This is a genomic window from Herbaspirillum robiniae (genome assembly GCF_002213415.1).
Lineage (GTDB): Bacteria > Pseudomonadota > Gammaproteobacteria > Burkholderiales > Burkholderiaceae_D > Herbaspirillum > Herbaspirillum robiniae.
This window is the reverse complement of sequence record NZ_NJGU01000005.1, coordinates 50,722-64,128: the sequence shown is the minus strand read 5'-3', so window position 1 is coordinate 64,128 and position 13,407 is coordinate 50,722. Positions and strand designations below refer to the sequence as shown.

Sequence of the window (13,407 nt, the reverse complement as noted above, 5' to 3'; positions counted from 1 at the left end):
ATCCTCATCCGTTGAAGTACCGCCGATCGGGATGAGGGTGGCTGAGAAAATCATGGTGCGAAATATGCCACCCATAGGCCCCGGCGAGCGAAAACACCAGGCAGTCGCCGGCGCGCAATCGCGCCACACGGACATCGCGCGCCAGCGTGTCCTTGGGCGTGCAGAGCTCTCCGCAAACAGTGACGTCAGCATCGGTCAGCCCGGGGCGGGGGAACGGGTAATGCCAGCTCTCGCGGTCGAAGACCGTGAACGGATGATTGTGTTGCCATGATGATGGGAGGCGGAAATGGTGTGAGCCGCCGCGCAGAATGGCGAAATTTTTTCCATGCGTGGTCTTGATGTCGATCACTTCGGCGACATAGCAGCCGCAGTCTGCGCTGATGTATCGCCCGCATTCGAAAATCAGTTTGAATCCGGGCCGGTATTGCTCCAATAGCGCGTGCAGGCCCTCGCAAAAACCGTCCCAGGCGAATTGCGTCGCCGGATCGGCATAGTTGATGCCGATGCCGCCGCCGGCGTTGAGCCAGGAAAAGCGGATCCCGTAGCGGCGTTCCCACGCCTGGGCCAGTTCGAGGTAGTGGCGCACGAGGGCCAGATGGTCTGCAGCATCCAGATTGTTGGAAAGGGCATGAATGTGCAGACCCTCCAGGCGGATGTTGGGCAGATTTTGACTGAGCGCGATCATCTCCGGCATTTGCGCTTCGTCGATGCCGAACTGCGTGGCCTGTCCGCCCATGCGCAAAGTGGCCCGGGTTTCGCCTGGCAGGGCAGCCGGATTGAGCCGCAACAGCACGCGCGCGGCCTGTCTGCGCCGACCGGCAATCCAGTTCAGCCGACGCAGTTGGTGTTCGCTCTCGACGTGAATCAGCATGACGCTATGTTTCAGAGCGCCTTCAAGTTCGGCATCGGTCTTGCCAGGCCCCCCGAAGACGATGGGCGTCTTGTGATCCGTGGCGCGGACCTTCTCGATTTCTCCCAGTGAAGCGACTTCAAATCCGTCCAGGTTGTGTCTGAGCGTGTCGAGGATGGGGGCATCACTGTTGGCCTTGATGGCATAGAAAAGCTTGCATTGGGGCGGCAGCGCGCCGCGCAGCCGTTGGCTTCGCTCCTGAAGGTGGCGCAGGTCGTACAGGTAGGCGCAGGCGGGGGACGGCATCGACCGGAGGTAGTCGGATATCAATTGTTCACGCATGTGGTGTGCTCTTGTCTGCTTAGCGGAGGGAGGGCTTGTGTTGTACCAGGTGGCTGTTCATGGCACGGCGTGTGATTCCTCGATCGTCGCCGAGGATGAACAGCCGGACTTGCTGTTCCACGGCGCAGTCGAAATCCTCCTTTGCCCGAGGCAGGCAGCAGAACGCTTTGCCGTTTCTGGCCGCAGCCGACTGTATGGCGCTGACGCCGGCGCGCACACGCGGATGCCGGGTTTGCCAAGGCAGGCCCAGCGATTGCGACAGGTCGGCCGCACCTTCCATCAGGGCATCAATGCCGTCCACGCCGGCGATGGCATCCACGTGTTCCAGGCCCTCAAGATCCTCGATCATGGCGATGACCAGAGTTTCCAGCGCCATGGCGTGCATGGTCTCGACCAGATCGTCGCGACCGTAAGCGCTATGCCATGTGCTGTTGAGCCCACGCAGTCCAAGCGGCGCGTAGTGGCAGGAGCGCACCGCGTCAAGCGCCTGCGCGGGCGAACGGATGCGCGCGAACACGATGCCCTCGGCGCCGTTGTCCAGCGCCTGCAGAGCCTGATAAGGAGCGGCGACCCTGACCAGCGCGGAGATGCCGGACGCGCGTGCGGCCATGAGCATGACGGCAAGCTGGTCGGGCGAGATCAGCGTATGTTCCAGATCGATGATCGTGAAGTCGTATCCGGCGGCCGCGATCAGTTCCACCGTCAGCGGCGACGGTGTCGAGCAAAACAGCCCAAATAGTGGCGAGGGCAGGGAGATCCGGTTCTTGAGGGCCATCATGAGCATTCCTGCGGGGGCGTTTGTGACAGCGGATTGGGGGCCGAGCGGGTGCGCAGCCGGATTTCCGGCTGGAAGCGCCTGCTCGCCAGCAATTCGATCTCGACTTGTGGCGCGAAGCAATCGAACAGCGCAAAGCGCGGCGCCTGTTCGGGATGGCGCTGCTGGTGCGCGCGCAGCACTTGCGCCACGACCTGCCAGAAACGGTGCTGAGGAAAGTCATAGCAACGCTCAAACAGCCACGCCAGCTCTGCCAGGTTGACGAAGAAGAGCGCGTCGAAGGTAAAGTCGCGCAATTCATCCGGATTGTCCGTGTGGATGAAGGAGTTCGGATTGACCCTGGCATGTTCGGGTGGCGGTGGCGTCAAGGCGGGTGGTGGTCCTGAGAGCAACGCAGTACTGAAGCGTACGCCGTCATGGAAGTCCTTCAGCGCCACCCGCTCCGGCAGGCCATCGACGTGCAGAAGCAGCATGTTCTGCGCATGCGATTCCAGCGCGGTGCCGTGGGTCCACAGCAGATGCAGGACCGGCAGCCAGGCCCGCTCGATCAGCGTTTGCAGCCATCGCGCTATGCCGTGACGATTAATCCACGGATCAATGAATGGGCGACCGTCGGCGTCGATGTGAAGCAGGGCCGTCATCGGCACGGCATGCTCAGGCGCGGCCAGATGCAGATGGATGCTTTCGCGCCAGATGCACGACAGCGCGCCGTAGTGGCCGGCAGCCGGAGCCCGGGAGGTATAGCTGACCCCCGCGACTTCGCGCAGGATGACCGGGGGCTTCATCGGCTGCGGCCAATCGGTCGTTCCGACCAGGGCGGCTAACCAGTCGCTGATCGGTGCGGCGTTTTGCACCGTATGCGGCGCCAATACGCGCGAGGTCGACGTGTTGACCAGATTCATGGCCAGCTTGAGCGAGGGCCGCTGCGGAGCTGCCATGCTGCCGAGGGTGCGAATCGATTGCTGCGGCAGGTATTGTTCCTCCAGTATGCCCAGCAACTGCAGCTCCCCGACCGCCAGGGGCTGGTGATATCCAGGCGCGATGATCTCGTCCCATTGCCAGGGGTGGACCGGTAACGGCAGGTAGTCGTCTGCAGACAGATGGCGACGCGCCAGTTCTGTGCAGAACCGGTCATAGTCGCGCTCATGCAGGAGGTGGCGACTTTCATCTGCGGCAGGGATGCCGGCGCCGAACGCCGCGCGCGCCTTCGTGCGCAGCACGCCCAGCAGCAGCGGGCGGACGGTCTCCGTGATCTCTGGTGCATAGGCGGCTTGGTCGGAAAGAGTGAAGCCCAGGCGCGATTTATAGCTGGGGTGGTAAGGATGGCTGTCGGTCAGGCGGGCCTCAATCCGGTCATAGGGAGCATCGCGCAGCGGCTCCTTGCCTCGCGCCTGCAAGGTTTGGGCATCCTTGATCTGCGTCGACAGAAGTTCGGTCGCGAATTGTTGAAGGCGTTGCGGGTCTGCATGAAGAAGATGAGCGATCTCGGCCAGGAACAGCGCCGGGTCGCCGGCCTCCTGATCACGTCCGTTGGTATCGGTACGCACGAGCGGATCGAGCAGGCGGACGCGACCGAAGCTGACGGTAGCCTGCGCGGCGCAGCGGTAGGTCACGGCCCGGCCGTCGTGGTCCAGGCCGTCCAGATGTATCTGCCCATCGCGGACCTGTACGCCGGCCAGTGCATTTTCAAATAACAGCGCTTCGAGCAATTGGCGCAGCACGCGCCGGCCCGCCTGGGCATAGGCGGGAGAATCGAGCAGCGTTTGGTAGGTCAAGGGGGACATGAGCTTACTTCCTCAGCGGGTTGGGAATGGAAATCCAGGACGGCGTCTCACCCTGCTGATTGAAGCTGCTCAGCATGTTTGCCTTGGCCGGCAGTGCGGATTGCTGCAACAGGGATTGGACCAGCGGTGCGGCGCCGGTCGAGCAGGTCTGAAGATGCCTGCCCGCATCATCCCAGAGCTCGCGCTCGTCGGACAATCCGAGTCGAGCCAGGCAAGCCGCGACATGACCGATGTGATTGACCAGTACGTAGTACTGGAATCGATGCCAGGCTTGCGTTTCGTCGTACAACGCCGGGCTTGTTGCTGCGAGCCGGTCGGGGAAGGGGAATCGCTGACGACTGATCGATGTGCCTTCCATGTCGCGCGCATAGCCGCAACTGGGCCAGCCATCGCGAAATTCCACCAGACAATTCTGCAGGTGCGCTTCAAGGCTGACGCCGTAGTCGGCGAATAACTCAAGCATCGGAATCAAGGTGACGTCGAGGTAGTGTCGCCACCAACGGCGTGCCAGATCGGCGTCGGGTATCGCCTCGCCGGCCGCTTGCCGCAGCAGTGCCAGCAGGGGAATTTCTCCTTGCGCCGGCTCTTCCAGCAGGGCGGCGACCAGGTGGGTTTCCTGGGCTTCCGTCGGCGTCATGGCCTGGCGATAGATAACCGAGCAGGCGGCGCGCAGTTCGGTATCAGGGACCTTCAGTGTCTCGCTGCCGATCTCCAGCAGGATGCGGAAGCGCGCATTGCGTATCCGATGTGCGGGCAACATACCCAATGCAGCACTGGCGTCGAGTGCACGGGCGACGTGATCGTCGGGATTGTTGCGCACGAAGTTGGTGATGCGGATATTGAGGGCGAGCTTGAAGAACAGATTTTGTTGCGGCAGCCAGACCGTGCGTACGGAGGAAGTCGGCCAGGCCCGTTCTCCCAGAGGCCCCAGTGAAATCAGGGCGCCGTCACGTATGAGCATGGCGACGTCGTCCAAACCGAGAAGGTATCGGGCCTGCCATGGGTGGCAAGGTAGCAGGCGATATTCGCCTTCTTTCAGCAGGGCTTCGGCAAAATGCATGGCTTCCGGGTCGATGGGAACCGCCTTGCGCTCAAGGGCACGCATTTCCAGCAGATCCGAGCGCACGGCGAAATAGTGCAACTGGAACGAGGCGCCGAGTTCCGGCGCATAGGCCTGCAGGTCTTTCTCGTCGAATCCGTCCGACGCCTTGGAGGTGACGTGGAAAATGTGACCGAAGCGCAGGCCCTGTTCAGATCTCATGTAGGCCGGGCGACCAGCTTGCGGCGCGATCGCGTGAAAATGACGGACCTTGGCGATGCTGTTGCGCATCAGGCCTTGCAGCCGCAGTTTGCCTGCCTGCACACAGCTGGTTGCAGCAGCGCTTGCAGCAAGTGAAGCGGCAATCAGGTCGGACAGCACGGCGGCGTCTTCCAGGCGAGCCCACCGGCCCGCCTGTTCGAGCCAGATTTCTCCCGCGAGGCGGTGGTAGCCGATCGGTGAGAAATAGCTGAATGCGCCGGCGATCCGGGCGCCGAGCAGCGGAAAACCGATCACAAACGGCGCCAGTCCTGCGCTGCGCCAGGCAGCGTACGTTTCGGCCGTCAAAGCTTCAGGCACATCGCTGCCGCTTATACGGGGATCAGGATAAGCGGTCTCGCGGCAATAGGTGTTGATGTATTGCTCAGCCAGGCGGCGCTCGATGCCGTGAGCGTGTTGAATCGGATGAGACATGAGTGTCCTCCTCAGATCTGTTGGGAGTGGGAAGCGCTGCGACCGGGCTGCCAGACCAGCAAGCCTGCGCAGATAAACAGCAGGGATACCAGCCAGGGCAGGTGTTGCGGCGCCAATAGCGGCGAGAAAAGGATGACCAGCAAGGGGCCGAGCAATTGCCCCATGACCATGAAGCTGCGGCTCAGGCCGGTGAAATGTCCATTGGCCGATGGCGGCAGTTGGCGCAGGCAAGCCAGCAGCATGGATTGCGCCAATGCCGCGTAGCAGGCGCCTTGGAGCAGGCGCATCAGTGCAACCATCCACAATTGTCCGCACGCCATCAGCAATGCGCTGGATGCGGCGCAGCCGGCGGCCGCCAGCAGGAAGTTGCGTCGCGGATCGCCGCGGTCATTGATGCGTCCCCATGCCGGTCCTGCCAGCATGGTGGCCAGCCAGCCCAATGCGTGAAGCGAGCCGATGGCGCTTGCAGGCGCCTCAAGCCCCGGGAAACGCGTCGGGATGAACTGGGCGAATACGGTGAGCATGGCAAAGCCGGCAGCTTGTGCAAGGCAGGCGGCGAGGGCCCAGCATCGGAGGTCGCTGTGATGGAGAATGCTGCGCAATCCGCGGAAGCCGGGCACGGGACCGGTATCCGCATTTGCATTTTCTGCCGCCTTTGCCGGTTCACGGGTGCGGCTCCACAACATCGCTCCGGCCAGGGCGGTGACCACGGCGCTGGCCATCAGCATCGGGCGCAACGACCAGTGATCCAGCATGAGGCCACCAACAACGGGACCGAGCAGGGAGCCGGCGGCGATGGCGCTTTCCTGCAGGCCGAAGTTGCGTCCGCGCGTGCTGCTTTCGCTGATGCGGCCGATGAATACGGTCAGTATCAGGCCGATGGTGCTGATGCCTTGCAGGAGCCGGCCGGCGATGAACATCAGCATTTCCTGGCTCAAGGCCATCGCCAGCATGCTGGCGACGAAAGCAAGCAAGGACAGCAGCAACATCCGGCGATAGCCGAAGCGCTCGCACAAGCGTCCCGCCAGCGGCGCGCAGCAAAGCGTGCCCAGGCCCGGCGCTGCCAGGGCCAGGTTGCTCCAGAGCAGTACGGCGGCTGGATCAGGAGCTGCGCCGGATCGTGACAGCGATGCGATGTACAGCGGCATGACCGGCACCACCGTCATCATGCCCAGCGTGGTGACGGCCTGGCAGATCAGGAGCAGTGAAAGATTGTGGTCCAGGACTGGCAAGCGGAGTTTGCGCATTCAGCCTCCTACCGCGAGCAGGGGGTTGGCGATGTTCCCCATCTTGCTGGGCATGCCGGTTCCGAAGTTCTCTCTCTCCAGCAGCGGGGCGATTACCTGCTTGAACGGCCACCGTTCCTCTTCCAGCAGGCTGCTGTGGATCAGGGCGGCATCGTCCGTCGCTATGGCGAGCTCCTCCAGGAGCGAGGTGATTTCCCTGCGGACGATCCGCCAGCCATGGCTTTCAGGTACGCCATGGCGCAGAGCCAACGCGGCGAGTATCGCGTAGAGGTTGACCTCGACGGCCAGCGTCTGAAAATAGGCCAGCAGGTCGACCAGTCGCTCCAGCTCCAGAGTGTTGGGCGTGTTGCGATCGATGAGGTAGGCCGGAACGGCGAGGCCATTTTTTCGCAGGCTGGGTGGGCAGATGCGCAGGGTGTCGTGATCGCGCAGCACAATCGCTTCGATTTGTGCTCCGTTGCATGCCAGCAGCAAGTTCTGTCCATGCATTTCGGGCATGACACCCTTGGCGATGCAGCGCAGGCCGATTCCGACGACCATTGCGGCGATAGCGCCGAACAGGCGCCAATCGGTCTCGCTCCTGTCGTCCCCCGTGCCGCTCGCGATATTGGCGGCAAGGTAGTCGAAGGCCGGCAGCGAACCATCTTCAAGGCACACCGGCAGTGCGGACATCGGGATCAGGACTCTTCCAGGGGAGGTCGGATAGCGTCGGATCAGGCAAGCCAGTTCGCCGGGGTCGCGAATCAGGCCGGCATGCTCTTCCGTGGAGGCGTCGGTGTTGACGGCCCACCAGCGTGTTTCGTCGCACAAGAGCATATGGCGGGCAAGCCATGGATCGTCTTGCCTCAGCTTCTCAAGGAGCGCGGAGGCGCAGACGGCATTGAGCAGATAACGTGGCGGCATGGTGCGTATCGCCCCCAGCGTGTTGACGGAGAGGGACAGTTTCAGATGTACGTCGCTGCATCCCGAGATGACGAGCGAGCGTAACGACGCGGTAGGCGATGCTTCCCCGAAACTGCCCAGCAAGATGCATTGGCCGGCGATCTCGGCTCGCCGGATGTGCAGCCAGTGCCATTGCCAGGGATGGACCGGCATCCATAACCAGGAGTCATCGTCCAGCTGCATGGCCTGGGCGGCGCGATTCAGCTGTTCCCTCGACGCGCGGTCGAGCAGGGCGTCGGCCAGCGGCTGGTCGCCATTGTCCGCCTGTGAGGCACCACGCACGAGCTGGCGCCGCACGGCGATCCATGAAAGGGAGAAGGGACGCATTGCATTGGGCAGGTAGCGCCCGACGTCGTCGTCACCTTCCCAATCCTTGGCGCGCGAGAGGGGATGAAACGGACGATCCTTGAGGCAGCTCAGGCGCTCCCAATGCAACAGTTCACCATCATCTTGCCGGAGCGCTTCCACGATGGCTGTTTCCGTCGATGCCATCGCGCCGGCCTGTTGTTGCGACAGAAGGAAGAAATGTCGGAAACGGCCGGATTTGTCGCGCCACCATGCCGCATCCTGCAAATGTGCGACGGCGTCTTCTGCCGTAAGTCTGCGCGTTTGTCCGTCCTGCGTGAGCAACGTCGGCGCTTCCTGCGCCACTCGGAATGGGCGCATTCCATCGAGCTTCCTGCCCGAGAATTGCAGACAGCGGCGCCCGTCAAGCTGAATGGCGAGAACGTGCGGGGTATTCGCCGCGCCGTTGCCCGGCGAGAGCTTGCAATGCTCGCGGAAACCGTATAGCTGTTCAAGCCACAGGGCATCGATCAAGTCCTGCAGCAAGGCGGTATTGAATGCCGGGAAAGGCGTCTCTGAGAGGAGCGGTGCCGGCGTGTTCCTGAGTGGGATCGTCATCGGCATCCACATCACCCATAGAGCGGCAGGGAAGTGCCGACTTTTTGCGCCAGGGCGAGCTGATAGAAATGGCGAGCGCAGACCAGGTCGTCGAGGGCCATCCCCATCGGATTGAGCAGGATGATCTCATCGTCCTTCTCGCGCCCCGGGCGTTCGCCGATAACGATTTCGCCAAGCTGGGCATGCAGCTGCGCTCGGCTGAAGCGGCCTTCGAGCACCAGCTGGTTGATGATTTTTTTCTCTCGGTTGGATTGGTCCCAGTCATCGACGATGACCTTGTCGGCTTTCTCATAGACATCCTTGTGCACGTCCATGATCGATACATTACTGACGAAAGAGCCGGGTTTGAGCCAGCTGTAGGGCAGATAAGGTGCGTCGGCAACGGTGGCCGTGACGACGACGTCAGCCGGCCGGACAGCCGCTTCGGCTGATGGCGCGGTCACGAACTGCACAGCCGGATATTGTGCCGACCAGCGCTGCACCGTCGCATCGACGGATGCCCGCGAAAGATCGAAAAGGTGCACCGTGGAGATGTTGGGGAACTGTTCCAGCAGCGACTGGATTTGCATATTGGCAATCGGCCCGCAACCGATGCAGGCGATATCGGTGAACCCCGAACGCGCCAGATGACGGGTCGCCACGGCTGTGATTGCCGCCGTGCGCATGCCGCTGATCAGGCCGCCTTCCATGAGCGCGATCGGATAATTGGTCTTGGCATCGTTGAGCACGATGACTGCGCTGGCTCGTTCCATGCCAAAGCTGGATGGGTTGTGCTGGCGACTGCCGATCCATTTCAGTCCCGCTATCGGCTGGCGTCCGCCGACGTAACACGGCATGGCGATGATGCGATCGGCGATATGATCTGCCCCGGACCAACGCAGGTAGGGCTTGAGCGGTTGCACGTATTCACCGCGCGCATGGGCGGCGAGGCCGTCGCGGATGGCATCGACATAAGGTTGCGAGCGGCTGCCGCCCAGTGAGGCGAGATCGGCGCGGCTCAGGTACAGCAGGGAAGGTGAAGGAGTGTTCATGGTGTTATCCAATCAAGGAAAGATCGTGGGGGTGAGGAAGGGGCGATGTCGCCACCTGTGACCGTTGCTGATGGCGCTGGTGCATGCGCTGCAGCCAGGCGTCGTCGTAGACGGTGTCGAGATAGCGGTCGCCACGGTCGGGCAGGACCGTGAGGATGCGCGCCGGATGCTGGATAGTCGAAGAAAGACGTTGGATGGCGGCTATGACGGAGCCGGAAGAGCCGCCGGCAAAAATGCCTTCTTGCGCGACCAGCTGACGACACGCGATGGCCGATTCGTAATCATCGATGTGGATGCAGTCGTCGATCTCATCGCGTTTAAGCAGTTCAGGAACGCGGCTGGCGCCGATGCCCGGCAATGCACGCGGAGCGGACGGCGTGCCGAAGAGTACCGAGCCTACCGCGTCGACGGCGATCACTTGCAGGGCGGGCCATTTCTCCTTCAATCGTCGGGTGATGCCGTGCAAAGTGCCGGACGTGCTTACGCCCAGCACGAGATAGTCGGGCGCATGTTCCATCTGATGCAGGATTTCCTGACCTTCGCCGTAGTAATGGCTTTGCCAGTTGCGCTCGTTGGCATACTGATTGATCCATACCGCTTGCGGGTCCTCCTGCAGCAGTTGCTTGACGCGTTGAATACGGGTCTCCAGATAGCCACCCTGGCTATCCTTTTCGGAGACCATCTGGATGCCGGCGCCGTAACAGCGGATGATCTTCAGGTTGGCCGCAGAGATGTTCGGATCGACTACGGCGGTGAACGCCAGACCGTGGATACGGCAGACCATGGCCAGTGCGATCGCCAGGTTGCCGGAGGAGCTCTCGACGATATGCGCGCCCGGCTGGATCGATCCGTCGGCCAGGCCCCGTTCGATGATGTAGCGTGCCGGCCTATCCTTGACGCTGCCGGCGGGATTGAGCAACTCCAGCTTGGCAAATACCTGATGGCGTGAATGCCGGAACATGCGGGAGAGTTGGACGATCGGGGTATCACCGACCTGCTCCAACAGGCTTTGAAGAATCATGGGATTTCCTTTCATAGTTTAGTTAATAAAAATCTAAGTGATTCTTATTAACTATTTGATGCGAGATGACTCCCTAAATCTCGGTTGTGCTTCAAGGGCCGGAACCATCGGGAGGCGGGACAGGACCGTTGCCGGTCCTGCCGTGCATTGCCGCTTTCTTCATCGACTACTCGTCGCGAAAACTGCGACGTCCTGCGCGTGGTGCGGGTGTTGCCAGGCTTACCAGCGATGGCTGTAGCTGAGGTTGAGGACGGCGCCCGTGCCGGGCAGGCGGCTGGTGTTGTTGCTGTTGCGCATGAGCTGGCTGTAGGCCGGCAGGTAGTAGCGATTGAGCAGGTTCTCGATGCCCAGGGTGATGGTGTCCTTGGGTGTCAGCTGGTAGCGGCTGACCAGGTCGAGCGTGGTGTAGCTGCCCACCTCGCGGCGACCAAATCCGGTTTGCCCGTTGAGCCGGTAGTCGCGCGAAGCGAAGTAGGTTGCCTGCAGGCGGTTGCTCCAATTGCCGCCCGGCTTGTATTGCACGTAGGCGGTGATCTTCATCGGCGGGATGCGGTAGCCGGTCATGATCTGGTCATTGCTGCTGCCTTGCGGCGTCTCGCGTCCCCACATCATGGTGAACGTACCGCCGCCGCCCCATGCGGAGTCATCGGGCAGGTAATCCGCGCCGGCCTCGACGCCGGCGATCTTTTCTTCCGTTCGCGTCAGGATCAGGCCATTGTTGAAGCTCTGGACGTCGCCCAGTTTCGACGTGGTGTAGAACAGCGCCAGCGTGCCAAGCGTATTGCCGAAGGCGCCGCGCCAGCCGAGCTCGTAGTTGTTGGTCTTGACCGGTTCAAGCGAGGACGAGGAAATGTTGAAGGCGGGCGTGGCGTTGCGGATCTGCAGCCCGATATCAGGCAGCTGGAAGCCCTGGCTGAACGACGTGTAGATCTCATGGCCCGCGACCGGCTTGAATACCGCGCCGAGATTGGCCAGCCAGGCGCCGTAGGCGACCGATCCGCCCTTGACCTGCTGCGGGCTGGCGGCGCGTATCTGCGACAACGGCGTGAAGTTGTCGTAGCTGGCATTGGCGCGTTCGTAGCGCAGGCCGCCTTCGAATGCCCATTGCGCATTGAGCTTGTGCTGCAACTGTCCGAAGGCGCCGATCGTGCGCGTGGTCAGCGGCGGCATGTACATCAGCGTACCTGTCCTCTGGAAAACCGTCCCGCCGCTGGCATCGTAGGCCGCCGCATTGAAGATGTCGTCAGGCATGTCGCTGCGTTCCTGATTGAAGTCGACGCCCCACAGCAGCTTGGTGTTCTCCGCCAGTGGCGTGTTCAGCGTGGCACGGCCGCCGAATACCTTGGAGTTCTGCATGACCTGGTCGACGTTGTTGCCGCGCGTGGAGACCGCGCGTGCGTCGAAGGGGGTAAACCGGGTGAAGTAATCGCGATAGTAGAGCTGCGTCGACAGTGCGCTGCCGAGAAAATCCTGGTTCTGGTAGTCGACGCTCAGCAGGGTGTTCTTGATCTGGTTCTGGTTTTCCAGCTGCAGGCCATCGACCGGCAACGCGACGGCGGAACCCGCCGCCAGTCTGGACACTGAAGGATCCGAGCCGTAGCTGCTGTCCTGTTCGGCGACATATCGGCTCGCTGAAAATTGCAGGCGCTGGTTGCGGTCGATGCGAAACCCGAGCTTGCCGCCGAAGGTGTAGTTGTTGCTGTCGAACAGGTCGCCCTGGCTGGGTTCCGGTGCTATCCGGTTGCCCTTGCCGTCAAAGGATCCGCCGATATGCTGCAGGCCGAGGTTGACGGCGTAGTCGACCACGCCGCTGGAACCGGACATGAAATGGTTGACCTCGCCGCCCAGGCCATCGCTTCCCAGTCGCGACAGCGCCGACCTCAGCGAAAAGGTGGTCTCGGCGAACGGCGCGCCGCCTGCGGGGCGCGTGGTCACGGCAATGATGCCGCCGCTGGCGCCGGCGCCGTAGATGGCGCTGCTGCCGCGCAGAACTTCGACCTTGTCGATGCTGGTCATGTTCAGGGTCGCCATGTTGCGCGCCGAATCGCGGTTGGTATTGAGCGGTATGCCATCGACCAATACCAGGGTATTGCGGCCGCGCAGCGTCTGGCCGTAGTCGGTGATGGTACGGCTGGAGTCGGCCATGCCCGGCACGACCTTGCTGAGGAGGGTTGCCAGGCTGTCCGAGGCCTGGCGCAGTTCATTGAGTTCTTCGCGCTCGACGCTGGTGCTTTGGCGTGTCGGGCGGATCAGCTTGCTGTTGGTGCGTTGCGCGCTGACTTCGATGGCTTGCAATTGCGGCGTAGGGGTGCCGGCTTGGCCGCCGCCTGCCGCAGGGAGCGCGTCGATGGTGAAGCCGCCGCCGGGCAATTGCCGGGCCTGGAGGCCGCTGCCTTCCAGTAGCCGGGCAAAGCCGTCGGCGACGGAAAAATTGCCGTCCAGTCCCTTGCTGGTTTTGCCCTCCAGCAGGGCGCCGTCGAACGACAACGGCACGCCGGCGCGTGCCGCAAAGCCGGACAGGGAACGGCTGAGCGGGCCGGCGGGGATGTTGTATTGCAGTACCCCGGCGGTCTCGGCCGCGCGTGCGGCGGGAGTGTAGCCGAGCGATGCGCATGCGAGCGCGGCGAAGGCGCATGTCAGCGCCATCGACAAGGCCGATTGCCTGAGCGCCGCCGCAGGTGCCGGCTGGCGTGGAGAGCCTCTTCCCGGGGTGCGGGTGTTGTTCTGATGAGAGTTCATGAAGCGCCTTTCGATGATCAGATTTGTTGTTCTTATCTGAG

Annotated in this window: 9 protein-coding genes; all 9 read right to left on the bottom strand. The window is 62.4% G+C overall.

Annotation, left to right across the window (positions count from 1 at the left end):
• Positions 1–4: 4 nt before the first annotated feature.
• The gene (locus CEJ42_RS09655) at positions 5–1,192 is read right to left on the bottom strand and encodes a type III PLP-dependent enzyme (RefSeq protein ID WP_088750827.1); all 1,188 of its coding nucleotides are present in this window, start codon (positions 1,190–1,192) and stop codon (positions 5–7) included.
• Between the two features lie 19 nt (positions 1,193–1,211).
• Positions 1,212–1,970, bottom strand: a complete 759-nt coding sequence (locus CEJ42_RS09650; protein WP_088751151.1) for an HpcH/HpaI aldolase family protein — start codon at positions 1,968–1,970, stop codon at positions 1,212–1,214.
• Positions 1,967–3,751 (bottom strand): IucA/IucC family protein, encoded by a 1,785-nt coding sequence (locus CEJ42_RS09645; protein WP_088750825.1) that lies wholly within the window; start codon positions 3,749–3,751, stop codon positions 1,967–1,969. The genes CEJ42_RS09650 and CEJ42_RS09645 overlap by 4 nt, the downstream gene beginning before the upstream one ends.
• A gap of 4 nt (positions 3,752–3,755) precedes the next feature.
• On the bottom strand, positions 3,756–5,483 hold the full coding sequence (locus CEJ42_RS09640; RefSeq protein WP_088750823.1) for an IucA/IucC family protein: 1,728 nt from the start codon (positions 5,481–5,483) through the stop codon (positions 3,756–3,758).
• 11 nt (positions 5,484–5,494) lie between these two features.
• Positions 5,495–6,730: an MFS transporter gene (locus CEJ42_RS09635; RefSeq protein ID WP_088750822.1), complete on the bottom strand. Its 1,236-nt coding sequence runs from the start codon at positions 6,728–6,730 to the stop codon at positions 5,495–5,497.
• On the bottom strand, positions 6,731–8,575 hold the full coding sequence (locus tag CEJ42_RS09630; RefSeq protein ID WP_088751150.1) for an IucA/IucC family protein: 1,845 nt from the start codon (positions 8,573–8,575) through the stop codon (positions 6,731–6,733). It abuts the gene before it with no gap.
• A gap of 11 nt (positions 8,576–8,586) precedes the next feature.
• Positions 8,587–9,606: a 2,3-diaminopropionate biosynthesis protein SbnB gene (sbnB, locus tag CEJ42_RS09625; protein ID WP_088750820.1), complete on the bottom strand. Its 1,020-nt coding sequence runs from the start codon at positions 9,604–9,606 to the stop codon at positions 8,587–8,589.
• Between the two features lie 4 nt (positions 9,607–9,610).
• Positions 9,611–10,627, bottom strand: coding sequence for a 2,3-diaminopropionate biosynthesis protein SbnA (gene sbnA, locus CEJ42_RS09620; protein WP_088750818.1), 1,017 nt, complete (start codon positions 10,625–10,627; stop codon positions 9,611–9,613).
• Between the two features lie 219 nt (positions 10,628–10,846).
• On the bottom strand, positions 10,847–13,273 hold the full coding sequence (locus CEJ42_RS09615; protein WP_420840754.1) for a TonB-dependent receptor: 2,427 nt from the start codon (positions 13,271–13,273) through the stop codon (positions 10,847–10,849).
• Positions 13,274–13,407 lie beyond the last annotated feature (134 nt).

What these genes read in the sequence shown, in the direction of transcription:
- CEJ42_RS09655 (WP_088750827.1), bottom strand. Translation starts at nt 1,192, where the DNA reads ATGCGTGAACAATTGATATCCGACTACCTCCGGTCGATGCCGTCCCCC.
- CEJ42_RS09650 (WP_088751151.1), bottom strand. Translation starts at nt 1,970, where the DNA reads ATGATGGCCCTCAAGAACCGGATCTCCCTGCCCTCGCCACTATTTGGG.
- CEJ42_RS09645 (WP_088750825.1), bottom strand. Translation starts at nt 3,751, where the DNA reads ATGTCCCCCTTGACCTACCAAACGCTGCTCGATTCTCCCGCCTATGCC.
- CEJ42_RS09640 (WP_088750823.1), bottom strand. Translation starts at nt 5,483, where the DNA reads ATGTCTCATCCGATTCAACACGCTCACGGCATCGAGCGCCGCCTGGCT.
- CEJ42_RS09635 (WP_088750822.1), bottom strand. Translation starts at nt 6,730, where the DNA reads ATGCGCAAACTCCGCTTGCCAGTCCTGGACCACAATCTTTCACTGCTC.
- CEJ42_RS09630 (WP_088751150.1), bottom strand. Translation starts at nt 8,575, where the DNA reads ATGACGATCCCACTCAGGAACACGCCGGCACCGCTCCTCTCAGAGACG.
- sbnB (WP_088750820.1), bottom strand. Translation starts at nt 9,606, where the DNA reads ATGAACACTCCTTCACCTTCCCTGCTGTACCTGAGCCGCGCCGATCTC.
- sbnA (WP_088750818.1), bottom strand. Translation starts at nt 10,627, where the DNA reads ATGATTCTTCAAAGCCTGTTGGAGCAGGTCGGTGATACCCCGATCGTC.
- CEJ42_RS09615 (WP_420840754.1), bottom strand. Translation starts at nt 13,273, where the DNA reads ATGGCGCTGACATGCGCCTTCGCCGCGCTCGCATGCGCATCGCTCGGC.